At 45.0% G+C, this 26,154-nt stretch carries 27 protein-coding genes and 1 tRNA gene; 25 read left to right on the top strand and 3 right to left on the bottom strand.

The window, feature by feature from the left end:
* Positions 1 to 11 precede the first annotated feature (11 nt).
* From ABIX36_RS15160 to ABIX36_RS15280, 25 genes are all read left to right on the top strand, one after another.
* Positions 12 to 1,022 (top strand): glycosyltransferase, encoded by a 1,011-nt coding sequence (locus ABIX36_RS15160; RefSeq protein ID WP_348083005.1) that lies wholly within the window; start codon positions 12 to 14, stop codon positions 1,020 to 1,022.
* Entirely contained in the window at positions 1,019 to 1,978 is a 960-nt protein-coding gene (locus ABIX36_RS15165) for a nucleotide-diphospho-sugar transferase (RefSeq protein WP_348083006.1), read from the top strand. Before ABIX36_RS15160 ends, ABIX36_RS15165 begins: the two co-directional genes overlap by 4 nt.
* A 20-nt stretch (positions 1,979 to 1,998) precedes the next feature.
* Positions 1,999 to 3,141, top strand: coding sequence for a glycosyltransferase family 9 protein (locus tag ABIX36_RS15170; RefSeq protein ID WP_348083007.1), 1,143 nt, complete (start codon positions 1,999 to 2,001; stop codon positions 3,139 to 3,141).
* A 53-nt stretch (positions 3,142 to 3,194) separates the two neighbouring features.
* Positions 3,195 to 4,052 (top strand): glycosyltransferase family 2 protein, encoded by an 858-nt coding sequence (locus ABIX36_RS15175; protein WP_348083008.1) that lies wholly within the window; start codon positions 3,195 to 3,197, stop codon positions 4,050 to 4,052.
* Positions 4,052 to 5,440 carry an MBOAT family O-acyltransferase gene (locus ABIX36_RS15180; RefSeq protein ID WP_348083009.1) on the top strand — a complete coding sequence of 463 codons (1,389 nt, stop codon included), beginning with the start codon at positions 4,052 to 4,054 and terminating at the stop codon, positions 5,438 to 5,440. Before ABIX36_RS15175 ends, ABIX36_RS15180 begins: the two co-directional genes overlap by 1 nt.
* Positions 5,440 to 6,516, top strand: coding sequence for a hypothetical protein (locus tag ABIX36_RS15185; protein ID WP_348083010.1), 1,077 nt, complete (start codon positions 5,440 to 5,442; stop codon positions 6,514 to 6,516). Before ABIX36_RS15180 ends, ABIX36_RS15185 begins: the two co-directional genes overlap by 1 nt.
* Before the next feature lie 18 nt (positions 6,517 to 6,534).
* Positions 6,535 to 7,443: an FkbM family methyltransferase gene (locus tag ABIX36_RS15190; RefSeq protein WP_348083011.1), complete on the top strand. Its 909-nt coding sequence runs from the start codon at positions 6,535 to 6,537 to the stop codon at positions 7,441 to 7,443.
* Between the two features lie 13 nt (positions 7,444 to 7,456).
* Positions 7,457 to 8,368: an FkbM family methyltransferase gene (locus ABIX36_RS15195; protein ID WP_348083012.1), complete on the top strand. Its 912-nt coding sequence runs from the start codon at positions 7,457 to 7,459 to the stop codon at positions 8,366 to 8,368.
* Between the two features lie 119 nt (positions 8,369 to 8,487).
* Positions 8,488 to 9,426 (top strand): hypothetical protein, encoded by a 939-nt coding sequence (locus tag ABIX36_RS15200; protein WP_348083013.1) that lies wholly within the window; start codon positions 8,488 to 8,490, stop codon positions 9,424 to 9,426.
* The gene (locus tag ABIX36_RS15205; RefSeq protein WP_348083014.1) at positions 9,419 to 10,342 is read left to right on the top strand and encodes a glycosyltransferase; all 924 of its coding nucleotides are present in this window, start codon (positions 9,419 to 9,421) and stop codon (positions 10,340 to 10,342) included. The genes ABIX36_RS15200 and ABIX36_RS15205 overlap by 8 nt, the downstream gene beginning before the upstream one ends.
* A gap of 39 nt (positions 10,343 to 10,381) precedes the next feature.
* Positions 10,382 to 11,287: a hypothetical protein gene (locus ABIX36_RS15210; RefSeq protein ID WP_348083015.1), complete on the top strand. Its 906-nt coding sequence runs from the start codon at positions 10,382 to 10,384 to the stop codon at positions 11,285 to 11,287.
* A gap of 5 nt (positions 11,288 to 11,292) precedes the next feature.
* Complete coding sequence (locus ABIX36_RS15215; protein ID WP_348083016.1) at positions 11,293 to 12,279, top strand: glycosyltransferase family 2 protein; 987 nt, start codon at positions 11,293 to 11,295, stop codon at positions 12,277 to 12,279.
* Positions 12,222 to 13,490, top strand: coding sequence for a glycosyltransferase (locus tag ABIX36_RS15220; RefSeq protein WP_348083017.1), 1,269 nt, complete (start codon positions 12,222 to 12,224; stop codon positions 13,488 to 13,490). The genes ABIX36_RS15215 and ABIX36_RS15220 overlap by 58 nt, the downstream gene beginning before the upstream one ends.
* On the top strand, positions 13,483 to 14,454 hold the full coding sequence (locus ABIX36_RS15225) for a hypothetical protein (RefSeq protein WP_348083018.1): 972 nt from the start codon (positions 13,483 to 13,485) through the stop codon (positions 14,452 to 14,454). Before ABIX36_RS15220 ends, ABIX36_RS15225 begins: the two co-directional genes overlap by 8 nt.
* A gap of 40 nt (positions 14,455 to 14,494) precedes the next feature.
* Positions 14,495 to 15,175: an FkbM family methyltransferase gene (locus tag ABIX36_RS15230; protein ID WP_348083019.1), complete on the top strand. Its 681-nt coding sequence runs from the start codon at positions 14,495 to 14,497 to the stop codon at positions 15,173 to 15,175.
* The gene (locus ABIX36_RS15235; RefSeq protein ID WP_348083020.1) at positions 15,166 to 16,455 is read left to right on the top strand and encodes a glycosyltransferase; all 1,290 of its coding nucleotides are present in this window, start codon (positions 15,166 to 15,168) and stop codon (positions 16,453 to 16,455) included. Before ABIX36_RS15230 ends, ABIX36_RS15235 begins: the two co-directional genes overlap by 10 nt.
* The gene (locus ABIX36_RS15240) at positions 16,452 to 17,615 is read left to right on the top strand and encodes a glycosyltransferase family 4 protein (protein ID WP_348083021.1); all 1,164 of its coding nucleotides are present in this window, start codon (positions 16,452 to 16,454) and stop codon (positions 17,613 to 17,615) included. The genes ABIX36_RS15235 and ABIX36_RS15240 overlap by 4 nt, the downstream gene beginning before the upstream one ends.
* Positions 17,612 to 18,454: an FkbM family methyltransferase gene (locus ABIX36_RS15245; protein ID WP_348083022.1), complete on the top strand. Its 843-nt coding sequence runs from the start codon at positions 17,612 to 17,614 to the stop codon at positions 18,452 to 18,454. The genes ABIX36_RS15240 and ABIX36_RS15245 overlap by 4 nt, the downstream gene beginning before the upstream one ends.
* A complete protein-coding gene (locus ABIX36_RS15250) occupies positions 18,455 to 19,843 on the top strand; it encodes a hypothetical protein (RefSeq protein WP_348083023.1) in 1,389 nt (462 codons plus the stop codon).
* Positions 19,840 to 20,973, top strand: coding sequence for a glycosyltransferase (locus tag ABIX36_RS15255; RefSeq protein WP_348083024.1), 1,134 nt, complete (start codon positions 19,840 to 19,842; stop codon positions 20,971 to 20,973). Before ABIX36_RS15250 ends, ABIX36_RS15255 begins: the two co-directional genes overlap by 4 nt.
* Complete coding sequence (locus tag ABIX36_RS15260; protein ID WP_348083025.1) at positions 20,970 to 21,590, top strand: class I SAM-dependent methyltransferase; 621 nt, start codon at positions 20,970 to 20,972, stop codon at positions 21,588 to 21,590. The genes ABIX36_RS15255 and ABIX36_RS15260 overlap by 4 nt, the downstream gene beginning before the upstream one ends.
* Entirely contained in the window at positions 21,587 to 22,456 is an 870-nt protein-coding gene (locus tag ABIX36_RS15265; RefSeq protein WP_348083026.1) for a glycosyltransferase family 2 protein, read from the top strand. The genes ABIX36_RS15260 and ABIX36_RS15265 overlap by 4 nt, the downstream gene beginning before the upstream one ends.
* The gene (locus ABIX36_RS15270) at positions 22,440 to 22,997 is read left to right on the top strand and encodes a hypothetical protein (protein ID WP_348083027.1); all 558 of its coding nucleotides are present in this window, start codon (positions 22,440 to 22,442) and stop codon (positions 22,995 to 22,997) included. Before ABIX36_RS15265 ends, ABIX36_RS15270 begins: the two co-directional genes overlap by 17 nt.
* Positions 22,984 to 23,535: a WcaF family extracellular polysaccharide biosynthesis acetyltransferase gene (locus tag ABIX36_RS15275; RefSeq protein WP_348083028.1), complete on the top strand. Its 552-nt coding sequence runs from the start codon at positions 22,984 to 22,986 to the stop codon at positions 23,533 to 23,535. The genes ABIX36_RS15270 and ABIX36_RS15275 overlap by 14 nt, the downstream gene beginning before the upstream one ends.
* Positions 23,536 to 23,539: 4 nt before the next feature.
* Positions 23,540 to 23,983 (top strand): hypothetical protein, encoded by a 444-nt coding sequence (locus tag ABIX36_RS15280; RefSeq protein WP_348083029.1) that lies wholly within the window; start codon positions 23,540 to 23,542, stop codon positions 23,981 to 23,983.
* A 4-nt stretch (positions 23,984 to 23,987) separates the two neighbouring features.
* Here ABIX36_RS15280 and obgE read toward each other — a convergent pair whose 3' ends face one another.
* The 3 genes from obgE to ABIX36_RS15295 all read right to left on the bottom strand — a co-directional run bounded on the left by obgE (position 23,988) and on the right by ABIX36_RS15295 (position 25,842).
* Positions 23,988 to 24,986: a GTPase ObgE gene (gene obgE, locus ABIX36_RS15285; RefSeq protein ID WP_348083030.1), complete on the bottom strand. Its 999-nt coding sequence runs from the start codon at positions 24,984 to 24,986 to the stop codon at positions 23,988 to 23,990.
* A 102-nt stretch (positions 24,987 to 25,088) separates the two neighbouring features.
* Positions 25,089 to 25,664, bottom strand: coding sequence for an adenylate kinase (locus ABIX36_RS15290; protein WP_348083031.1), 576 nt, complete (start codon positions 25,662 to 25,664; stop codon positions 25,089 to 25,091).
* Between the two features lie 105 nt (positions 25,665 to 25,769).
* Positions 25,770 to 25,842, bottom strand: a tRNA-Arg gene (locus ABIX36_RS15295).
* Positions 25,843 to 26,154: the final 312 nt, after the last annotated feature.

Below are 26,154 nucleotides of genomic sequence, written 5' to 3' on the forward strand. Positions count from 1 at the left end.
ACGATAGCGCTTTGGTTTTAGGAGTTTCAGTAATTATATGTTGCTATAACAGTGCAGAACGTTTACCCGAAACGCTAAAGCATTTAGCAAACCAACAGGTAGCGGCAGAAATACCCTGGGAGGTTATTGTAGTTGACAACGCATCAACCGATGATACCGCAGAGGTTGCAAAACAAGAGTGGGCAGAGTATAAGGTTGCCGCTGATTTTTATGTGCTGGATGAGCGGCAGCCCGGTAAAACCTTTGCCTTTGATAAAGGTGTTGCCCAGGCAAATTACGAGTATATAATTATTTGCGATGATGATAACTGGCTCTTTGCAGATTATGTTGAAAGGGCCTTTAAAGCGATGCAGGCAAACCTTAAAATTGGCGCGTTAGGCGGCTGTGGTATATTTGAGCCCGAACAGCCGGTAAATGTTGATATATTGCCGTACGAAATATCTTATGTAAACGGGCCACAAACTTGGGCCGCCACTGACCATTGGGTTTATGGGGCTGGATCCATATATCGCCGGAGTTTGTTTATCCGCTTAAAGGACATGGGCTGGCAACAGATAACCACGGGCCGCATTGGCAATAAACTAATAAGCGGCGAAGACGTTGAAATATGTTTTGCGATATATCTGCTTGGCTACGACATCATTGCCAATGATGAACTTAAATTTAAACACTTTGTGCCAAAAAAAAGGCAAAATATACAATATATAAGCAACTTAAAATACTGGCAGGGTTACACCAATGTATTGCTTATGAGTTATTTCTTTATTTTAAACGAAGATAGCCGCTCTTTAAATAAAGTATTGAACAGTTGGCTGTTTGGCATTACTAAAAGCGTTGCCTATCAATTTGTAAAAGCGTTTGTGAATAACCTTTCCATGCAAAAAAAAACTGATATTGAAAAGGCATTTGCAGTACGTTTAAACACTGGTGCCTTTAATGCATTGATAAAGCAACGCTACCAGGTGGTAAATCATCATAACCATCTTTTGGGCTTATTAAGATCGGCCACAATTACCCAGTGAGTTTCTCTACCCCTATATTGCTGCTGATCTTTAACAGGCCAGAACTTACCGAAAAGGTATTCGTCGAAATAAAAAAGCAACGCCCCCAATATTTATACATAGCGGCGGATGGCCCGCGGATTAATAAAGAAAACGAAGTTGAGAAATGCCGGGCCACAAGACAGGTAGTATTAGATAATATTGATTGGACCTGCCAGGTTAAAACCCTGTTTAGGGACGAGAATATTGGCTGCGGAAAGGCCGTATCTGAAGCTATTACCTGGTTTTTTGATAATGTAGAACAAGGCATTATTTTGGAAGATGACTGCTTACCTAGTAGCAGCTTTTTTAGCTTCTGCGAGGAGTTGTTAAACAAATATCACGATAATAGCCAGGTGATGCATATTGGCGGCAGCAACTTTCAGGACAAGAACGTCGCCGGGGAAAACAGTTATTACTTTAGCAATTACATCCATATTTGGGGTTGGGCAACTTGGCGCCGAGCATGGCAAAAATATGAGTTTAACCTACAGGGTAACGACCCCCAGCTTGCCTATATGCTTAAATACAAGTTTAGCAACGGTATTGAACGGCACTTTTGGCAACATAGCTTCGAAACAATGGCCAACCATTTAATAGATACCTGGGATACCCAATGGGTGCATTGCTTTTTTAAACACAACGGCATTGGTATTACCACCGCACAAAACCTGATATCCAACATCGGGTGTGGACCCGATGCAACGCATACTATACATTTCAACCCAATAATTTCGGAGTTGCCGGTAACGGAAATAGAGATAATAACGCACCCGAAAAAGATAACGATAAATAAACGGGCAGACCGTACCTCCTATAGAAAACTATACCAATTTGACAATACCAAGTTCAACAGGATAAAATTTCGTATAGGCAAAATGTTGCCATTTATAAAATCTGCCTACCTCAGCCTCAAAGCGGTTAATAAAAAACTTTGACTCACCGGCAGGTAAAACCTATGAAAAGGCTTAATTTTCTCGTAATTCGCCTAGTAATACCCACAATACTCAAAGCTCTATTTACACTTTTTCCACGTCGAGAAAAAACGCTTTTAATTATCAAAAACGATGGCATAGGCGATTATATCCTGTTTCGAAACTGTTTTCAGTTTTTGAAACGTTCCGAAAAATATAAAGGCTACAAAATTTATGTTTTAGCTAATATGAGTTCAAAAGAGCTGGCTTTGCACTTGGACACTGACACAGTAAGCCGATTTTTTTGGTATGCCGATGGCTTTTTTTTGAAATGGGACTTAATAAGCCTTTTGCTTGCACTGCAGCGGCTACGCCCCCAGAGTGTTTTTTACACCAATTATTCGCGCCGATATCAAACAGATTGGTTGGTTAATAAAATAGTTGCAAAGCATAAAATAGGTATAGATGGGGACACCGTTAATGAAATGGCAGAGGAAAAAACTAAGTCTGATAGGTTTTATACCCAATTGCTTAAAACCACGCATCATCCCCAACATGAATTTGTCCGCAACAGGCAAATGTGCGAGGCCCTAACCGGCGAAGCCTGCAATATTACAAAGCCTTATATCGATACACAAAAACTTAATAGTACGCAACATAACAGCGTAGTAATGTTTATTGGCGGCAGCACTTCAGATAAACGCTGGCCCGTATACCACGTTGCAGAATTTTGCAAAACGGTTATTAGTAAACAGCGAACGAACATAATTTTGGCGGGCGGCTTAAACGATGTGTCCGATGCCGAAAAAATACAAGAGTTGGTTGCCTGGCCTCAATTGTCGTCCAAAGTTGGCCTTTTATCGTTAACAGAATTGGCCGGTTTACTGGCAGGGGCAAGCCTGCTGGTATCAAACGATACAATGGCTGTACACCTTGCAGTGGCGGTTGATATACCTGTTGTTTGCATTGCAAAAGGCGATTTATTTGCTAGGTTTGCGCCTTATCCTGGCGATATTTATCTCAAACTATCAACGGTAATGCCAACTAATTTTATCCCGAATAAAGATAGCTTCCACTCATGGTCATCTGCCAAAATTTTGGATGTTGATGTGGCCGAGATTTATCACGCAGCACAGACGTTTTTAATAAAACAGCCTACATCAATTAATTGGACCTCCCCAGCTTAAACCTATACAAACAAACTTTTATAGCTAAAGAGCTAAAGTACCCAATTCCAGCTGTGCCGGTTACAGATGGTGGGCTATTAAATATTCTACCGCCGCCACTTCCCGGTAAAACCGCTTGGCCCTGGACGGAACAAATAGACCCGGAGAGATACAACAGTCGTCCAAACTGGCCTAAACTTACAATCGTTTCTCCATCCTATAACCAAGGAGATTTTCTAGAGGAAACCATACGGTCTGTTCTTTTGCAAAACTATCCTAACCTGGAGTATATTGTGATGGATGGCGGAAGTACTGATGGCACAAAAGAAATTCTGGAGAAATACGCTCCCTGGATAAGCTACCAGCAAAGCAGACGCGACAATGGGCAGTCGCAGGCTATCAACATGGGTTTTAGCTTGGCAAGCGGAGATTATTACGCCTGGATAAATAGCGACGATTATTACCTTAAAGATATTTTTCACCTCGTAGTTAGCAAATTTTTGTCGTCAGGAGTGGATTTTGTTTACGGTTACGTAGTGGATTTTAATGTGGCGCAAAATAAGTCCACCTTAATTAAAGTGCCGCCCTTTCCCGATTATTTTATTAAAATACCAACATTGGCGCAGTCTTCCTGCTTCTGGAGCAAAAGCATCCATCAGCCGCTGTGGGAAGAACTCCATTGCGCGCTTGATTATGAGCTTTGGCTTCGGCTGGTAAAAGGCAATAAACGCGCGCGTATAAAACAACCGCTTTCGGTGGCCCAGGTGCATGGTGAGGCCAAAACCTCTGACCCAAAAATGAAAGCACAATGGCATCAAGACCACCTAAAAATATGGTCGGCAGAGGGGCATGGGCCGGTGCCCGAGTGGAGCAGGGTAGTATTTTTGAATAAGATTCGGATGAAGTTCCTGCGCCTGTTTAATATTATTTAGTGCTTTTCAATTCACTTCTTTTCCTCCTTTTCTTTTTAATAGTCACTATAGGCTATTACCTTATTCCCGGCAAATTCAGGTGGGTATGGCTGCTGTTGGCAAGCTGCTATTTTTACATGTACTTCAAGCCGGTATATGTACTCATCATATTTTTCACCATTGTAGTGGATTATATTGCGGGCATATTAATAGAAAATGCAAGCGGACCAAAACGGCGCTTGTTCCTAATCATCAGCATAGCGGCGAACGTTGGTGTGTTAGCCTTTTATAAATATTTCGATTTCCTGGCGCAAAACATCAATGTGCTATCTGCACTGGTAAAAGGCCCGCAGATACCTCTAATAGATATCATTTTACCTATCGGGCTGTCGTTCCACACCTTTCAGGCCATGAGTTATACGATAGAGGTGTACCGCGGCAACCAAAAAGCCGAACGCCATTTAGGCATATATGCCTTGTATGTGATGTTTTACCCGCAAATGGTGGCAGGCCCAATTGAGCGGCCGCAACACATTTTGCCGCAACTGCACCGCACTTATCAATTCGAGAAGGGTACTTTTATAACGGGCATATTTTTAATGCTGGTTGGCCTGTTTAAAAAGGTGGTAATTGCAGATCGCCTTGGGCTTTATGTAGATCCTGTTTTTTCCGATCCGCATCACCACTCAGCGCTCGACCTACTTTTTGCCACCTATTTCTTCGCTATTCAAATCTATTGCGATTTTAGCGGATACTCTGATATGGCCATCGGAGCGGCGTTAACGTTGGGCATACAACTGATGCGCAATTTCAACATGCCATACCTGGCCAAAAACATATCTGAGTTTTGGGCGCGCTGGCATATCTCGCTATCCACCTGGTTTCGCGATTATGTGTACATCCCGCTTGGCGGCAGCCGAGTAAGTTTTACTATCACCTGCCTTAATGTGCTGGTAGTTTTTATGATAAGCGGGCTTTGGCATGGTGCCAACTGGAAGTATTTAGTTTGGGGCCTTATACACGGCACCTTATTAATCATCTACCAGCTATCAAAAAAACTCAAAATAAAACTAAATGGCTTTGTATGGCTAAAATGGCTTATCACGTTTAATTTGGTTTGCCTGACATGGATATTTTTCAGGGCCAATTCCATTACCGATGCAGCCTACATTTTGGGCAAACTATTTACAGGCGGCAGTTACACTTACACAGCAGGCGGTATTATGCAGCTGCGCGAAGTTTTTTATTGCGCGTTCATCATCCTTGCTCTTATTATTGGTGAATGGTATTTACGGAACTCAGTAGAGTTCTCCAACAGAAAAAAAATTGCAACTGCCCTTGCACTTGGTTTTGCCTGCTATTTTTTGGGCATATTTAACGAGGCGCAGTTTATCTACTTCCAGTTTTAATGCGTAAAGTAATTGGCATAGGTATTTTACTATTAAGCGCGGCAGTGTTGCTCACGGCCATGAACCAGGCGTTCATCAACCGGGTAAAGCAAGACCGCTATTTCGACCACCTTAATCCTGGCGATAATCAAAACTCTTTGTATCATCGCGTTTTTATCCGGTCGGATAGGTGGCGCAATGGCGACCTTTACGGCCTTAGCTACTTGCCTCAATACAAGTTTGCGTTAGAGCCTTTTAAGCAATACAATCGTGCCGGGAACGAGCCCATTACCAATAGGGTTCTATATATTATTGGAGATAGTTTCCTGGCAGATAAAACGCTGAGCGGGGCATTTGAGGGTTTTGATAAGGTGATATTTATAGATCGCAGGTCGCCGGTTGAGCAAATGGCACTGGACGCCACCAAGCAAAACTACATGCTGCTGGAGTTTGCCGAAAGAAACCTTAATGGCCTTATGCTAACAGAGGCCGATAAACAGGCCTGGCAAAAAAACAGCGCGGCAAAGGCAAATACATTTAAACCCGTGTCGTTACCGGATAGACTGAATAATATCATCTTCAACAAAGATCTGAGCCGCAATGCCGAGCTATTGCTTTTTGATGATAAAATATTTACACCCTTTAAAGAGGCTAAAGCGTGGCTGAATTACGCCCTGTTTGGCCGGGTTGCCAAAGAAGTGGCCGTAAGTACCGATAAAAAACGGCTGTTGCTCAACGTTTCTGTAGATACCGCGAGCGTACAATCTGCCTTTATCCCGATATCTGATAAGGAAGTGGGCGAAATTAGCCGCCAGCTAAGCTTATGTCAGGCATATTACACATCCATAGGGTTTAAAAAAGTATTCTTGGGCGTGGTGCCCAACGCGGTTTCGGTGTATGATGATAAACGGATGCCTTATAACCATTTGCTGCAACGCGTTGAAAAACAAAGCACATTGCCGGTGATCAGTGTATACCAGGATTATAAAACCGCCGGGCAAAATTTGTTTTATCTTAGTGATGCACACTGGAACCCGTTCGGCCTGGATTTGTGGGTAAAAAAAACCAACGAGGTATTACAACAAAATTTAAAATAGAAACCCGCCTTTAGCTACATGGTAAAGCAAATAGCAAAATTCATATTCAATAGCTTAGGTTACTCCTTAGTAAAAAAGGCAAAACCGCAAACCAAAGGCTTTTCCATAATAAAGGTGGGCAAGTTTGATATCCAGATACGCAACGATAACGGGCTGCGGTACGATTATGTTTACTGCAAACAGTACGGCCAGCAGCTTACGCGTTTAACGGCATTGCTCAAAACCCAATATCCCGATATGCAAGCTGTGGATATTGGTGCCAACATTGGCGACTCTGCCGCGCTGATAAAATCCGGGGCGGATGTACCGGTGATCTGTATTGAGGGCGACGAAAGCCTGGTAGATATATTCGCCAAAAACACCACGCAATTCAAAGGTATCAGCCTGGTAAAAACATTTTTATCAGATGAGGTGGGTGAGCAGAATTGCGAATACACTAAGGAAGGGCATAACTTAACCATCAAGCCATCTGGTGGCTCGGCATCATCGGTGCTTACAAAGTTCTCCAGCATAGATAACCTGTACGCAGCATCGCTACTCAACAATAACTGTAAATTAATGAAAGTGGATACCGAGGGTTTCGACCTGAAGATCCTTCGCGGCGGCACCTATTTTATGCAACAGGTAAAGCCTGTGCTGTTGTTTGAGTTTAACCGCGAAAACCTGGCCAATGTAGAAACCGATGCCTTTAGCATCTTCCCCTCGCTGTTAAACCAGGGCTACAGTAAAATATTGTTTTATGAAAACAACGGCACGTTTATGTTCTCTGCCGACCTTGCTAATCAGCATTTTATAAAGCAGGTGTATAACTATGTAGATGGCAAAACATCCGTGGTGCCTTACCTGGATATTATCGCTTTTAGTGCCGGTGATGATGTTTTGGCGGATGCTTTTATTGACATTGAAGAAAAAAACAGGACAACCTAATAAATACCCCGCCATGTTAAACAACCTCGTAAAAGCTACATTCAACGCTTTAGGCTTCAACATCACCCGTAAAATTACCCGTGATCCCAACAAAAGCACCGTTGTAAAAGTTGGCAAGTTTGATATCACTATAAACGGAAAAAGCTGGCTGGACTCCTGCTATTTATATTCTAAAGATTATGGCGCGCAGCTTACGAGGTTGGCCGCTGTTTTAAACAAAAACTTTAGTTCATTAAAGGCTATTGATATTGGTGCCAACCAGGGCGATTCAGTTGCGTTGATCAAATCAGGCGCCGATGTACCCGTAATTTGTGTTGAAGGCGATAGTAACCTGGTTGAGCAGTTTAACTTTAACACGGCGCAATTTGCCAATGTTACGCTGATAAAAACCTTCCTGACCGATGCCGAGGTAGAAATGGAGTGCACCTATACCAATGTAGGCCATAACTTAACCATAATGCCGGCCACAGGCGCAGCTTCGGCGGTATCAACAAAGTTCCTTAGTGTAGATTTTCTTTATAAAACCGGGGTGCTGGATGCATCGTGTAAATTGCTTAAAGTTGATACCGAAGGCTTCGACCTTAAAATATTACGGGGAAGCGCTAAGTTTTTAGCCGATGTAAAACCCGCTATTTTATTTGAGTTTAATAAGCATAACCTGGCCGATAAAGAAGCCGATCCCTATAGCATTTTTGCATGGCTGGAGAACCTTGGTTACAACCAGATATTGTTTTACGAGAGCGATGGCAGATTCATGTTCTCCTCAAACCTTGCCAACTACCAACTGATGAAACAGATGTTTGATTACGTTGACGGCAAAAACTCCAAGATATATTACCTGGATATTGTTGTCTTTCATTCCGCCGATGACGCCGTTGCCAACGAATTTATCAACGGCGAGGAAGTCCACCGCCTGCAATCGTAACACCTATTGATTGCAGATATTGACAGGCCGGCTATCATGCACCCCCCCACCCTATTTTGCACATCTTAACAAGTCAGCTACAGCATCCTGATGTATCCATCGAAACATACCTATAGCACTTGGCCACCTTTTTAAAAACCGTGCTATCCACATTAAGCAAGATCCGAAAATCCGGTCGGCCATCGCATATCCTATCCTTCGGGGATTCGCTGGGCGATAACCTGCTGCTTACCACCCTGGCGAGAGAACTCAACGCGCGCGGCTTTAAAAACGTTTGGATAAAGTGCGATCATCCGAAGCTTTTCGGCAACAACCCTTACGTTAAACTGGTACTGCCCTACAATACCCTGTTATCTACTACGGTGTTAAACCTACTCGGTGTTAAAACCGCGTCGCCCCGATACACTACTTACCATAAAGAAACCGACCGCGACAAGATCCCCGAAAAGCATATCATCCTCAAAATGGCCGATTCCCTGGGCTTAAAGGGTAAGATAGATACCACCCCAAATTTTTTTTTTGAGGGCGATGAAGCGCAACAGGGCAAGCTTGCAGATAGGCAGATCGTGATCACTACCTCTACCTCGGGCTCGCTGGTTAGCATGGCCAATAAAGAGTGGTATGCCCAACGGTATCAGCAAGTGGTGGATAGCTTTTACCCGGAGTACCAATTTGTACAATTAGGCGCTAAAAACGATGCTCCTCTTAATAATGTTATTGATATGCGGGGGAGATCAACCTTGCGGGAGAGCGCAGCCATACTAAAAAATTCGCTGCTTGCGGTAACGCATGTGGGGTTTACAATGCACCTCGCCAGGGCGGTTAACTGCCCAGCGGTAGTTATTTACGGCGGCCGCGAAACACCGGCGCAATCTGGTTATTCCTGCTTTAATAATATTTACAGTCCCATCCATTGCTCGCCGTGCTGGTTGCACAATACCTGCCATTACAACAAACAATGCATGGACATGATCTCAGCAGCAACGGTTATCAGCGCCATAAAACAACAGCTGCAAAACCCTTCTCCATTGGTGGCAGATGAACTTTATAATGACTGATCTGATATCGGTTATCATCCCCACCTACAACCCCAACCTGCAAAGGCTTGGCCAAACCATGGAGGGTTTAAAAGCGCAAACTTTGGCCTACCAGGATTGGGAACTTATCATCATCGATAATAACTCTTCCGTTAGTTTCACAGGTAAGATAGATCTTAGTTGGCAACCCAATAGCAAAATAGTAAGCGAGCCGCGCCAGGGTTTAACCTACGCCCGCTTAAAGGGATTTGAAGAGGCAAAAGGCAACGTCATCGTAATGATTGATGATGACAACATAGCCAATAAAGATTACCTTGAGCAGGTTAAAAACATATTTAAAACTAACGATCAATTAGGTGCCATGGGCGGCAAATCATTGCCGTTATTCGAGTCTACACCGCCAAGCTGGATAGGCGATTTCCACACCAACCTGGCCGTCCGCAACCTTGGAGACGATGTTATTATAGAAGAATGGCAAAACAAATACCCGGAATTTGCCCCCATTGGCGCTGGGATGGCTGTTAGAAAAGAGGCCTTGCACGCTTACATCAACAAAATTAAAACCGGCAAAAGTACTATTACCGATAGGCAAGGCAGCAACTTAGCATCCGGCGGTGATAACGATATGGTGATAGAAATATTAAAAGCAGGCTGGCAAACGGCTTACTACCCGCAACTCTCCATCCGGCACATCATCCCGAAGGAAAGATTGCAGCCGGAGTATTTAGCGCGCCTGATGCACGATACCAACCGATCCTGGATACAGGTTTTGGAGAGTCATAAGATTAATCCCTGGACTAAGATCCCCCGCTGGACGCTTCCTTTAAGAAAATTGAAGGCCTGGTTTAATTACAGAGCCTGGGCCAGCCCCCAAAACTACATTAAGTGGCAAGGCGCATGTGGCACTTTTGAGGGCCTTGCCGATATTAATAATTAGATGCTCCAAAAACTGATCAACGTTCTTTACCGGCACCCAATGGCCAAACTGAAACACTACAAACGTTTCGGGGGCTATCTGCAATACAAGCAGATGCTGCGGAACAGTAAGCAGATGGAAGAGGCATCGTTAAACTTGCCGCCGGTGCAATCATTTACCGATGGGCCACCGGTTTATTTTCTTACGGGCAAAAATCATCTTTACCAAACTTTGTTTTGCATCCAATCCTTAACCAAAATAAGTCGGGAAAAGTTCAGCTTTATATTGGTTGATGACGGGAGCTTTGACGAAGCGCTTATTGCTCGGGTGAGCCGCCAATTGCCGGGTGCTGTTGCGGTTACCCAACAGGAGATAGCAGAAAACCTTCGGCAAATTTTACCTGTAGAAAAATACCCGGTGCTAAATCATAAGCGCAGCGTATACCCGCACCTTAAAAAATTGACGGATGTACACACCCTGCCCGGCTCACGCTGGAAAATGGTGTTAGACTCCGACATGCTATTTTGGAGCGAACCTAAAGACGTAATAAACTGGCTCAAAAAACCGGAGCAAAATATTTGCATGCTGGATTGCGAACAATCCTACGGTTACTCCATCAAACTGATGGAAAGCCTCTGCGGGCAAAAGATCCGAGCCAAAGTAAACGTAGGTGCTATTGGCTTAGCCAATGATGCGATCAACTGGGATGACCTCGAAAAATGGATATCCATATTAGAGGAAAAGGAAGGCGCGAATTACTACCTGGAACAAGCACTAAGCGCAATGCTTATTGGCGATGCGCCATTGACCATACTCAATAGCAGCGATTATATTGTAAACCCAGATGAGCAGGCTATTTTAAATAAAGCCGGCGTGCTTCACCACTACGTCGACCTTGCTAAAAAAGGCTATTTTCAGTCAGCATGGAAGATGGTGATCGGCAATACCAAGGTAAAAGCAAATTAATATTGATGGCGTCCCCCCTCGTTTCTATAATTATCCCTGCTTATAACGCAGAGAGCTACCTGGAGGCTACCATCCAATCTGCTGTTGCGCAAACCTGGCCTAATAAAGAGATAATTGTGGTTGACGATGGCTCTAATGACAATACGCTCAGGATCGCAAAAGAACTTGAGGGTGAGTTGGTAAGCGTTTATGCACAGCCAAACAGCGGCGCAAGCACGGCCCGCAACTATGGTTTAAGCAAAAGCAAGGGCAGCTTTATCCAGTTCTTAGATGCCGACGACCTGCTAAGTCCCGGTAAAATAGAACAACAAACTACCGCTTTAATAACCCAGCCAAACAAGGTGGCGGTTTGCAGCACCATTCATTTTTTTGATGATGCAGCGCGGCTGACCAGCACACCATCACCCTACGAAGAACAATTTATTTACAGCACTAACAACCCCGTTGACTTTATGGTAAGAATGTGGGGTGGATACGATTTAAAAGCATCCATGGTGCAATCAAATGCCTGGTTGATCCCCAAAACACTGATAGATAAATTTGGCAACTGGAATGAAAACCTCACGCTGGATGATGATGGCGAGTTCTTCGCACGGATGGCCTTAAATTCAGCAGGAATCATTAAAACAGGAGGACTTAATTATTACCGGAAGTTCCGAACCCTCAAAAACTTATCCGCCCAAAAGCATACCGCAGCCATGGCAAGCGCAGTATTATCGGCAACGCTAAAAAAACAGCACTTGTTTGCGAAAACCGATAGTGATGAAGCCCAAAAAGCCATCTTTAAGCAATTTACAGACCTATCGCTAAGATGTTATATAGAAGAGCCCGACCTATACCAACAGGTAATGGCGGAGCTAAAAGCACTGCCGCAATATCAATACAAGCCCATTTTAGGCGGCGCAGCAATTAACTTTATCGCCAATACCTTGGGTTGGCGAACGGCAAAAAAAATGCAGTTGACCTACAACCAAATAACCCGATCCTCCTGAGCAAAAAGATAATCATCGTATCGCAATCCCACCTTTGCCGTAACCCAAGGGTACACAAAGAGGCCGTTTTGCTGGCTTCCGCGGGATATGATGTTACCATTTTAACGGCTATTTATTCGGAAAAATTGTTGCTACAGGATATGTTGCTTTTAGCCGGTACCAATATAAGCTATGAATTTTACAGCGACCTAACGGTTAACAACCTTGCTTCGCTTATCGACCGCACTACGCGCCGGCTTGCGGTTTGGGCAAAGCGCCGGTTTAACATTCAAAGTAAATTGGCGGTGGGATATGGAGCAATACGGCTACAGCAAATATGCGTCGCCTACGCTGCCGACCTGTACATTATGCACCAGGACCTGCCAACCATAGTGGGTGCCCAAATGGCCGGTAAGTTTAAAGTCGCGTTTGATTTTGAGGATTGGTATTCGGAAGATATTATCCCCAAAGTGCAAAGCCAGCGCCCCATTAAGCTATTGAAGCAAGCGGAAAAAACCGCGTTAGAAAAGGGTGTGCTTTGCTACACAACCTCCAAAGCTATGGCCGATGGGCTGGCGAGCCACTATGGCACGGCGAAAACGCCTTCGGTTATCTATAATTCCTTCCCGGCAAATGAGGCAACACTGTCCATCTCCCAGCCTCAAGGGCCGCTAAGGTTCTACTGGTTTTCGCAAACCATTGGCGAAGGGCGCGGACTGGAGTTTTTTATAGCCTGCATGGCAAAAAGCAAAGCTAAAATGCAATTAGTTTTAAGGGGAAACGTAGTTGGTGCATATCAGGAAAGCTTGAAAAAGTTAATTACCGAAAAAGATGAGATCCTATTTCTTCCTTTAATAGATAACCACTTGTTATTAGCCGATATGGCCAATTACGATGCCGGGTTGGCCCTTGAACCAGACACCCCGCCGAACAAAAACCTCACCATCTCCAACAAGCTTTTCCATTATATGGCGGCGGGCTTGCCGATTATTGCCTCGTATACCAAAGGGCAGGCGGAGATAGCCGAACAACATCCCGAATACATTTTCATGTATCCTCAAAACGATACAACCGCTGTGGCAAACATACTGGATACCCTTGGCGAAAAATTTGCCGGCGGCGGGTTCGCTCAATTAAAAGAGGCTATCTTAGCCAATTACAACCGTAAGTATAGTTGGAATCTCGAAGCAAAGAAATTGTTAAAACTGGTTGAGGGTGTGTTTAATGCCTAAAGTTAGCCTGCAGATAAATCTTTCCCCCGGCGATTATCCGCATGCTGTACATATACTTCCGCATCAGCTAAAAACGTTGTCGGGCCAGGTAGATGAGGTCATTTTAACGATAGATACCAAGCCCAGCAGGGGCCGCTTTGCCGATGGTTGGGAGAAGTATAAGCAACATCTCAATAGATTCCTGGCAACCCTGGCACAACAAAACGCTAAGGTTAAAATACTGCCGGTAGATTATACTGCAGAGGCCAAAGCTAAAGTGGCTAACTATTTTTTTGGCACCAGCGATATGCCTGATAAAGATTATCGGGGAGGGCCATTTTACGCCTATTTCTTCGGACTATTGAGCGCCGGCAATAACCTCGTTTTTCATTTAGATGCTGATATTTTTTTAGGCGGAGGCAGCAATACCTGGATTGCCGAAGCGGTAGCTCTTCTTCAAGAGGACGCTACTTGTTTTACAACTTCACCCCTGCCCGGTCCGCCACATCCCGATGATCTGTTGATTGGGCAATCCGTACTGAAAAAAACAGCGCCGTACACTTACCAATTCGCAGGCATGAGCACCCGTTTGTTTTTGCTGGACAGATCTGTATTCGAAACTGAGAAGCTAAAAACGGCCAGGCCAGCCCTACGTAATCAGCTAAAAGCTATTGTACAGGGAAATGCCAACGCCAACCTGCCCGAGTTAATAATCAGCGACTACATGCGCGCCAGCAATTTTCACCGGGTAGATTTTTTAGGAACGAATCCCGGCTTGTGGTCGCTACACCCCCCGTATCGAACCAACGGTTTTTACGAAAAGCTGCCACAGCTTATTCATCAAATAGAAAACAACCAACTGCCCGATACCCAACAAGGCTTTTATGACGTAGTAGATGAGGTGATAGATTGGGCAGAGGCCCGGGAAGCGTTACAAACTAAACGTTGGTGGAAACGAATACTACATGCAAAACCTAATCAATAAAGCGTTCAGGCTGCTGTTTTCCGAACAGAAAATTTGGGAAATGAAGAATAAACACAACGTCCCGTCGATGGAATGGAGTTTATTAAACATTAAAAACCTTGGCTTTAACCCCAAAGTAGCTATTGATGTGGGTGCCTATAACGGCGAATGGACGGCCATGTTTAAAAAGATCTTCCCCGATGCCCGGGTGCTAATGGTTGAGGCGCAAAACAGCAAGGCTGATAATCTTAAAAACCTGACTACACAATTGCCCGGCACAGCCTTCCATATTGGTTTGCTTGGGGCAACCAGCGGGCAGCAAATTGTGTTTAATATAAACGAAACAGTAAGCAGCGCCTTGCCTGAGTATAAAGAGAACACTTTTGCAAAAGAAACCCGGACCACCGAAAGCCTGGACGATGTAATAGCCAAAGCCGGCACCGACTTTAACGCCCCCGATTTTATAAAACTTGATGTACAAGGCTACGAACTGGAAGTATTAAAAGGAGCAGCGGGCGCTATAAAAACCGCGCAATTTATACTGTGCGAGGTATCGTTGATAGAGATAAACAAAGGCGCACCCTTAATTGCCGAGGTGATAGCCTTTATGAATGCTAAGGGTTTTGCTGTCTACGATATATGTTCTTTCATCCGCCGTCCGCTTGATAGGGCTTTGTGGCAAACGGATATATTATTCGTCAATAAAACAAACCCACTGGCCCAGAATAAGCATTGGAACTAAAAAAGGTACTGATCATTTCGCCATACTTCCCCCCGATAAACGCGGCGGATATGCACCGGGTACGTACCAGCCTTTCGTACTTTGCTGCACAAGGCTGGGAGGCGCAGGTTGTAACGGTAGATGTTGCCTACACCGATATGGTGCAGGACGAATTGTTATTGCAAAGCATCCCCGTCGAAATAAAAGTGCACAAGGTAAAGGCTCTAAATAAACGCTGGACGGGCAAACTCGGGCTGGGCAGCCTGGCGCTCCGCTCGCTTTGGTATTATAAAAAGTACTTGGATCAGCTTTTAAAAGCCGAGCACTTCGATCTGATATACTTTTCTACCACCCAGTTCCCGGTTTGCGTTTTGGGGGCGCATTGGAAAAAGAAGTTCAACGTGCCTTACGTAATTGATATGCAGGATCCCTGGCATTCCGAATATTACCAGGATAAACCCAAGAATCAGCGCCCTGCCAAATATTGGTTTTCCTACAGGCTAAATAAATACCTGGAACCCTTGGCACTTAAAAACGTAAGCGGACTCATCAGTGTTTCCGCAGATTATATTACCGGACTTAAACAGCGCTATCCGCAAATAAAGGACGTGCCATCTGCAGTGATCACCTTTGGGTTATTTGATAAAGACGCGGAGATAGCGCTCGCTAACCAAAATAAGTTTCCGAAACTGCTTTCGCCGGGTTTTATTAATATAGTATATGCTGGACGTGGCGGGGCGGATATGCACAAGGCTATCACACCGTTATTCTCGGCTTTAGCAGAGGGGCTGAAGAACAATCAGGAAGTGTTTAACCGTTTCCGGTTTCACTTTATCGGTACCAGCTATGCTGCAAGCGGTCAGGGCAAGCCCACCATTTTGCCATTAGCACAACAGTTTGCCGTAGAAGGTTTGGTAACCGAAATTACCGATAGGATAAGCTACTACCATACCCTTACCACGCTGCAACAGGCAGATGCACTCTTTATCGCCGGTTCCGACGATGCAAAATACACCGCGTCAAAAATATACCCGTACCTGATGATGAAAAAGCCGTTGCTGGCTATATTCAATCCGGCAAGTTCGGCTATCGGTATCCTTAAGGACTTTGGCATTAACACCGCGTACAGTTATACAGATATCAAGTCTCAGCAAGTAAATGGTTTCCTTACCGAACTCGCGAATGGCACTTTATCTGTGCCACAATTATCTGCCGCCGCGATAAATGAACATTCGGCTGAAACAAAAACATTAAAACAGTGCAGGCTTTTTGATGAAGCTTTAGCCTACCATTTGAAATGAGCAAGCAACTGAAACATTTGGCCATTGTAACTACGCACCCTATCCAGTATTATGCGCCGGTGTTCAAACTATTACATCAGCGGCAAAACATCAGCATAAAGGTTTTTTATACCTGGGGCGAAGCCTGCCTTACAAAATATGACCCCGGCTTTGGGCAGGAGATAAAATGGGACGTGCCCGTTTTAGAAGGCTACCCCTACGAATTTGTAGAGAATACTGCTGCGGATGCTGGCTCTCACCATTTTAAAGGGATAATTACCCCTAACCTTATTCAACAAATAACCGCCTGGCAGGCAGATGCCATTTTGGTTTTCGGCTGGGCCTACCACGGGCATTTAAAGGTGTTGAGGCATTTTAAAAACAAAATACCGGTGTACTTCCGCGGCGATTCTACCTTGCTGGATGAGCAATCGGGCATTAAAAACCTGATGCGGTCGGCATTTTTGAAATGGGTTTACAGCCATGTAGATGTCGCCTTTTACCCCGGCACCAATACAAAGCGTTACTTTAGAAAATACGGACTGGCAGAACGAAAGCTGGTTTTTGCTCCCCACGCTATTGATAACGAAAGGTTTGCAAAACCACATTTGGAACAGGCGGCACAATTGCGTGCCCGGTTTAAGGTTAGAGAAACTGATATCCTTATTTTATTTGCCGGCAAGTTTGAAGGTAAAAAGTCGCCAATGCTGCTTGTAAACGCTTTTTTGGTCTTAAATAAGCCCGATTGCCACTTATTGTTGGTGGGTAATGGTATATTGGAACCCGTATTAAAACAACAGGCCGCAGGTAACAATAACATTCATTTTATGGGTTTTCAAAACCAAACTTATATGCCGGTTGCCTACCAGGCCTGCGATCTGTTTTGCCTGCCATCCAAAGGCCCTAACGAAACCTGGGGCCTGGCCGTAAACGAAGCCATGGCCTGCAGTAAAGCTTTGTTATTATCCAATAAAGTAGGCTGCGCCGTTGACCTAATTACCCCCGGGCAAAACGGCGAAATATTTAAAAGTGGCGACGAGCAAAGTTTAAAAGATAAATTAGCGGCGCTAACGGCATCAAAAGCAACGCTTACCACATACGGCAAAACATCGGGCGAGGCTATTAAAGATTGGAGTTTTACCAAAATTGCCCAGGCCATAGAGAACAAACTTTTATCATGAAAAGAAGCGACCGCATTAAACTCGATTTTATACGTAATTGGGCGTTGCCGGGTAAAGAACGGCTGGCGCACTGGCTTAAACCGTCTGCCGGGCTTCAGCAAAAAATAAAGGACGGCATTGTTTGGCTCAATAACGAAGATATTGCCATTTATACCACCGCCGATAATTACATAGAGTGGACCATCCTTAGCACCGGCACCTATGAGGATGAGATCAATAAACTAATTCGAATATCCTTAAAACCCGGCGACAACGCGCTGGATATTGGCGGTAATATTGGCCTGCAGAGCATCAGGATGTCGAAAAGTGTGGGGAATACCGGTAGGGTTTACGCGTTTGAACCGCTTAACCACCTGCAGAAAAAATTTAGTAAAAACATGGCGCTGAATAAAGCGGGTAATGTGACATTGTTCCCAATGGCATTATCAGACTTTGAGGGTGAAACAGAGTTTAGCGTAGATGAGCATGCCTGGAATCAGGGCACCTTTAGCCTTAACGATAAAGAAGGCATACACAAGCAATCCGTATCTATCAAAATAGCCGATAACCTAACCGAGGTGCAAGCCCTGGAAAGCCTTGCTCTCATAAAAATTGATGTAGAAGGTTTTGAATACAGCGTATTAAGGGGATTAGCCGCTACACTGGCCAAACATAAACCCCGCGTTATATTTGAGTACGACAGTAATTACTGGGCAAAGGCAGGGCAAAGCGCTACGGAATGCTTTAGTTTATTGCACTCGCTTAACTACCAAACCTACCTGGTGAGTTCGGTAGGCTGCGAATTGATAACCGGCGTGGAGGATACCCCCAGCGGCAACATATTTTGTATATCATCATAAATGGGCGGTAAGGGCATCGAGCGATCTATCTTATTATTTGTTCCCTGGGGTATGGCAACCTTGTTCCAGTCGGATGCGCTTCTATCCTATTGGATAGCTTACCTCGGTTCATTTGTGATATTTGCCCTCACACTTACCGGTTGGGTGCGCGCCATCCCTGATGACCGCCCCTTCGGCGAACAGTTGATGCGCCCGCTTTTTATCCTGCACATTATTTTTGCCGGGTATATGTGCTGCACATCGGTATTTTACCTGTTAGATACGCTGGGGTACGAGAGCTTTGTTAAACTGCCTTCTACCATTTTAGATAAAGCAAAGCTGGCATCTGTAGCGCAATGCCAGCGCTATTATTGCCTGGCGCACGCGTCGTTCATTAGCGGGGTGCTGATGTTTATGAAATACCCAAAAAAGAAAAAGTATTTTATAGAAACCACCGCCATTGCCGACCTATTGATGAAGGTAGCGCTGATAGCCTTCCCTGTGGCCAGCTTATTTATGCGCCTGCCGGGCTTATCGCAGTTTTACTTTCAGTTCAGTTCGTTGAGTTTTATTGCAGGCACATTGGCTTTGGCCTTTGCTATTCCGCTAAAAAAGGCGGTAAATACTTTAATATGCGCATTCTTATATGCTTTTAACTTTTACCTGGCTTTGATATCTGGCTTTAAAGAGCCTATCATCATTAGCATTATGGTACTGGGGATCTTTTTATACCCTAACTATAAAAAGTTTGTATTGGTAGTGTTTCTGCCGCTGTTATTCGTCTGTTTCTTAATTCTGCCGGCGTATGTAAACAGTTTCAGGGCTACAGCATGGTCGGGCGATACCGATGCCGATGATGCGGCCCAGCAATCGTTAGATGTGGCACTGGAGGGAGGTAACGATAACTGGGATTTTTTGGTATACCGGCTAAGCGAGATAGATATGTTTATCACCTTTACTCAATCTACGCCTTCTGCCGTTCCTTACTATGGTACGCAGCTGCTTAAACAATCGGCCATTGTGGTAGTACCCAGGGTATTTTGGCCCGGAAAGCCCATTACCGAAGCTTTGGTGATGGAACGGGTATACAACGCAGGCGTAATTAACCGCCTGTCGAATGTATCGGCAAAACCCGCGTACGTTGTGGATGCTTATTTATCCTGGGGGGCACCGGGCATTTTCATTGCCTTATTTTTGTACGGGGCCATAGCGCAAATTATATCCATAAAAGCCGAGGAGCTTTTTGGAGGGTATATCCTGGGGACGGCACTAATGTTTAGCGGATTGTTCCAGATATTTTGGCGCGGACTAAGTTTTGAATTCATCATCAACTCTGTCTTTTGGAGCTACGTGAGTATGCTGGCCATATTCCAGGTTTTACGATCGAGGGGGATATTAAAAAAGGTTTGAGGGTACTACACATCACAGCCGCGTATAAGCCTGCAGTAATATACGGCGGGCCAACCATGTCGGTAGCTATGCTTTGCGAGGAACTTGTTCGGGCTAATATCGATATAAATGTATACACCACAACCGCCAACGGCCCGGCCGAATTAGCGGTAGATACCAATAGACCTGTGGATGTTGACGGCGTACCCGTAAACTATTTCAAACGCATCACCAAAGACCATACCCATTACTCTCCCGCGCTGTTAAAAGCAGTATGGAAAAACGCGAATAGCTATGATGTGGTGCACATCCACGCCTGGTGGAATTTGGTTTCGGTGTTGGCTTGTGCCATAGCCCTTGCCCGCAAAGTGCCCGTGGTGGTATCGCCAAGGGGAATGTTAAGTGCATATTCCTTCAGCAATAAAAACATTGGGGCAAAAAGCACCATCCATACTTTTTTGGGTAAACGGCTGTTGGCCAAAAGCCATATTCATACCACCTCCGCGCACGAAACGGAAGCTGTAGTTAAATTGGTAAAACCGCTTAGCGTAACCTCGCTACCAAACTTTGTGAAGTTAAGTGAGATTAAAAGCGTACCCAATAACACGCCCGGAGATATATTGAAGCTTTTGTTCTTCTCCCGGATAGAAGAAAAAAAGGGCCTGGATATCCTCATCGACGCGTTAAAAAACGTTACCATCCCCTACCATTTAACCATTGCCGGCGACGGTGATAAAGGATATATAGAACAATTGAAAACCTTAAGCCATGGCATTGAACAGCATATTACCTGGGCGGGCTTTTATGGTGATGATAAATATGAGCTGCTACAACAGCATCATTTATTGGTGCTCCCATCCCACGATGAGAATTTTGGAAACGTGGTAATAGAAAGCCTCAGCGTAGGTACAGCGGTACTCATTAGCGAGTATGTAGGGCTTGCCGATTATGTGGCAGATCATACCTTTGGCTGGGTATGCCAAACCAACCCACAATCGGTTGGTGATGCCATAACGGGTGTGCATCAAAACGGGCAGAAAAAACTCGCTGCCATACGGCAAAACGCCCCGGCTATTGTTCGGAATGATTTTACAGGCAGCATATTGACACAAAAATACATTAGCTTTTACGGGCAAATAATAAACGCATGAGCGATTACCAGGATTACGGATACCACAGCGATGCCATAACGCATAACTTTAGCTATATGCTGCAACCGTTGCTTAAAATGCTGGAGAAAAATAAAAACCAATGCATTTTAGATCTTGGCTGCGGTAACGGCTACCTGGTTAACCATTTGTTGTCGCTTGGCTATAACGTCTATGGAACCGATGCATCCGAAAAAGGGATTGCCATAGCCAATAAAATAAACCCCGGCAGGTTCTTTGTGCAGGATCTCTCTACCGGTAAACTCCCGCCCGAACTGCAGAAATTTAGTTTCGATACCATCATTTCTACCGAGGTAATAGAGCACCTGTACGACCCGGAAGGCTTCATTGATTTTTGCAAGCAAGCGCTCAGCAAAAACGGGGAACTCATTATCTCAACCCCCTATCACGGTTATCTAAAAAATCTGGTACTTAGTCTCACTAATAAATGGGACCAGCATCTTAACCCGGTTTGGCATGGAGGGCACATTAAAATGTGGTCGAAACGAACCTTGAGCAACTTGTTAGAAATTAAAGGTTTTACGGTAACACAATTCGAAGGATGCGGCAGGATGCCCTATATTTGGAAATCAATGCTTATCAAAGCACGTTTAAATTGAACGCAGAATACTCTTTTATCATATTAACCTTTAATGAAGAAATTCATTTGCCCCGGCTGCTGGAATCAATCGCTGGCCTGGATGCTGCTATCTATATATTAGATTCTTTTAGTACCGATAGCACCTTACAAATTGCCGAAGGTGCCGGCGCTACCGTTCTGCAATATGCCTTTGAAAACCACCCAAAGCAATGGGATTTCGCGCTGAAGAACTTCGAGATTAAAACCCCATGGATAATTTGCCTGGATGCCGACCAGGTGGTTACGCCGGAGCTGCAGATACAGTTGGCCAATTTTAAAAATGATGACTACAAAGAGGTAAACGGCATCTACTTTAGTCGCAAAAACTTTTTTAAAGGGTGCTGGATAAAACATGGCGGCTATTACCCTTTTTACTTACTGAAGATGATCCGTTTTGGCGTAGGGTATTCGGACCTGAACGAAAATATGGACCACCGCTTTATTGTGCCGGGCAATACCATCATCTGGAAAAAGGGGCATATTTTGGAGGAAAACCTTAAAGAGAATAGCATCCGCTTTTGGATAGACAAGCACAATAAATACAGCGACCTGCTGGCCATAGAAGAAACTGAACGGATCTTAGGCCTGCGCAGCCAAACCATAAAGCCCCGTTTTTGGGGTTCGCCCGATGAACGCACCGCATGGCTTAAACAATTATGGTGGGGCCTGCCGCGTTATGTTAGGCCGATGCTCTATTTTAACTATCGAATTTGGTTTAAACTGGGTATATTGGATGGGCGTACCGGCATCATCTTCCACTTTTTGCAGGCCTTTTGGTTTAGACTGGTGGTAGATATTAAGATCGATGAAATTATAAAACAACGCAAGAATGCAGATAGGCATTAAAAACAACATAGCCCTTTGGTTCAGCATAAAATTTGTTGTGTTGTTTTTGGCGTTTTATTATTTCAACATCCTCTACTTCGGCCTCACCTCACCGGGTAATAATTACAGCACATTTTTAGACCAGCACCTTAACTATATCGATTGGTTACGGTCGGGTTTACTGAGCATCTCCTGCGCGCTGCTCAACTTAATGGGCTTTACCGCTATTGTTGGCGAGAACCAATTGCTGGTTACCGGGCATACTATTATTGAATTGATATACACCTGCCTGGGGCTGGGGGTAATGAGTTTCTTCGCGGCCTTTGTTATCGCTTACCCGAAAAAGTTGAAGCCAAAACTGCTATTTTTATTTTCGGGATTGTTCTGTATCCAGCTGCTTAATATCATCAGGCTGATGCTGCTGGCGCTGTACTGGAACAGAAGCAAATCGCGCATTATCGATCATCATATTATATTTGATGTAATTATTTATATTTTGATCATCATTGCGCTATACAAATGGGTCAACAATAAAGCAACTAACCCTGATGCAGCAAACTGACCTGTCTGTTTACAACAACCACCCCTACCAGCCGGGTGGCAACACGCTTAAGCGATTGCTTTGGTATTACACAAACGCCATCTTTTTCAAAAGCGCCCTGTTCCCCATTAACGGCTTAAAAACTTCATTGCTGAAACTGTTTGGCGCAAAGCTCGGCACCGGTGTGGTGATAAAGCCTGCCGTAAATATTAAATCGCCCTGGCTCCTATCTATTGGCAATCACACCTGGATAGGCGAAGGCGTTTGGATTGATAATTTGGTAATGGTAACCATTGGTAGCAATGTATGCCTCTCGCAAAATGCCATATTGCAAACCGGCAGCCATAATTATAAAAGCAAAACGTTTAATTTGATAACCGGGCTTATAGTTGTGGAGGATGGTGCCTGGATAGGTTGTGCCGCTATTATTAACCAGGGGGTTACCGTTGGCTCGCACGCGGTGCTTACCACAGGCTCGGTAGCCAATAAAAACCTGGAACCCTATTTTATATACCAGGGAAACCCGGCCGTAAAAATCCGGGCAAGGGAAATAGGCTAAGCACATGTTGAAGAAAACTACCTTAATTTTTGGACTGATAGTCAACTTATTTGGCGTATTGATGTTTACAGGTTGCAAGGAAAAAGCAACATTCAACGCCGACCCAAGGGAAACAAACCGGGTGATAGATAGTGCTTCGCTGGCCCAAATTCTGGCCTTGGATAAGCAGGCAAAAGGCAGCGTATTTGTACTTACCAAAGATTACCCCGAATTAAAGCACCTGCAAAATCGCGTAATACTGCTACCTCCGCTAAACAAGGACCTCTCTATCAACTTTGATGAATACCTGCATAAAGACTATATGGGGCCTATTAATATCCTGCTGCCCTCCTACTATGTAGGCATCCGCGCATCGGTTATCCTTAAATGTTTCCCCGGGTATAAGGGGTTTACCTTTACGGAACTAAGCGATAACTACGTTTCGTACCATTCTGATAAAAAGAGATAACAGCTTACCTGTTTATCTCTTTCCACAGCAAGTCTTTCAACTCGGTGATGTTCCGCTGCGCTACCGATGAAATGAACACATAAGGGATTCCTTCCGGCACTTCCTTCTCCATCTCTGCCTGTAATTCCTCATCCAGCATATCGCTTTTTGTAATGGCCAGCACACGTGGCTTGTGCATCAGTTCCTCGTTATACTGGCTTAGTTCGCGCAAAAGTATTTCGTACTCTTCTTTTATCGTTCTTGCGGTATCGGCAGGCACCATAAATAAAAGCACCGAGTTCCGCTCGATGTGGCGCAGGAAACGGATCCCCAAACCCTTACCCTGCGATGCACCTTCTATAATGCCCGGTATATCCGCCATAACAAACGATTGGTTGCCACGGTAGCCCACAATACCCAAATTGGGAACAAGCGTTGTAAAGGCGTAATCGGCTATCTCCGGCTTTGCTGCAGATACCACCGAAAGCAGGGTTGATTTACCTGCGTTAGGGAAGCCTACCAAACCTACATCGGCCAGTATTTTTAGTTCGAGGATGTTCCAGTCTTCCTGGCCGTCTTCACCGGGTTGGGCAAAGCGTGGCGTTTGCCTGGTTGATGTTTTAAAGTGCCAGTTACCCAGGCCCCCACGGCCGCCGTTGGTGAGTATTTTAGTCTCTCCATCGTGGTTTATTTCGAAAAGGATCTCGCCTGTTTCAGCGTTTTTGGCGATGGTACCCAGTGGTACTTCCAAGATCTCATCGCGCCCGGTTTTGCCACTTCGTTGAGAACTGCCACCCGGATCGCCGTCGCCGGCAATGACGTGTTTGCGGAATTTAAGGTGAAGCAAGGTCCATAACTGGGCGTTACCTTTTACAATGACATGGCCACCGCGGCCGCCGTCGCCGCCATCCGGGCCACCCATCGAGGTTAAAATATCCCTGTGTAAATGCGAAGAACCTGCTCCTCCGTGGCCGGAACGGCAGCAGATCTTTACATAATCAACAAAATTTGAACCCTGCGACATAATCTTTTTCTTTATGAAAAGCCCCTAAAGCCAGTAAAGCCCGGAAGTAAAGAAATTTCAGCTTCCTTCTTTCGGACTTTACAGACGTTTGGGCTTCTCTAATTACTTATAAGTATCGATCACGGTATTAATAGAAGTGAAGATATCTTCTACACTACCAATGCCATTTATACTTGTATATTTATTTTGACCCTGATAAAACCCTGCAACAGGTGCTGTTTTATCATTATATTCTTTTATACGTTTACGAATCACTTCCGGGTTAGCATCATCCGGCCTGCCCGAGCTTTTACCGCGTAATAACAATCGTTGCTCTAATTCAACATCGGTAACTTCCAAAGCTATCATGCCAGATATGGCGGATTGTTTAGACGAAAGCAAACTATCTAATGCCTCAGCCTGCGCTACCGTGCGTGGAAAGCCATCGAAAATAAAACCTTTAGCATCTTTATTAGCGTCGAGTTTATTACTGATCATCCCTATCACAACCGCGTCGGGAACTAATTTCCCGTCATCCATCAGTTTTTTCGCTTCCAGCCCTAACTCAGTGCCTTGTGTAATTTCGCCACGTAGTAGATCACCTGTAGAAAGATGAATTAACCCGAACTTCTCGATAAGTTTTTGTGATTGAGTACCCTTCCCTGCTCCGGGGGGACCAAACAGTACTAAGTTAAGCATCCCTTATGTTTAAAAATTAAAAAAGCCTTTGTGAACAATACGCAGAGGCTTAATTTTTTGGGCACCTGGAGGATGTCGCTGTTCCCCGCAAGTTGTTGAAATATGTGCACTTGTAGGGATTCGAACCCCAAACCTTCTCATCCGTAGTGAGATGCTCTATCCGTTGAGCTACAGGCGCAGGCCCCGCTGGTTGGCGCGAGGACTGGTCGAGAATAGCCGAGGTGGGTGGGGAAGCGTCAATCGGGTTGCCTCGCGGTGGTCGTGCTGGGTGTGAGCGTGGGTGTCGTCGACGTTGCGCTCGATGGCGGCGGGGTGCGGATGTCGTGGCGGCGTCTCGATGTGCCGGTCGCTCGCAAGCTCGCACCCCGGCTACTCGACGAGCGGTGGGCCCCGGCTACTCGACGAGCGGTGGGCCCCGGCTGCTCGACGAGCGGCCATCTCGCCGGTGAGGGTGAGGCGCAGGACGCAGTGTGGCGTAGGTCACGGCGGG

This window comes from Mucilaginibacter sp. (assembly GCF_039925265.1).
GTDB lineage: Bacteria > Bacteroidota > Bacteroidia > Sphingobacteriales > Sphingobacteriaceae > Mucilaginibacter.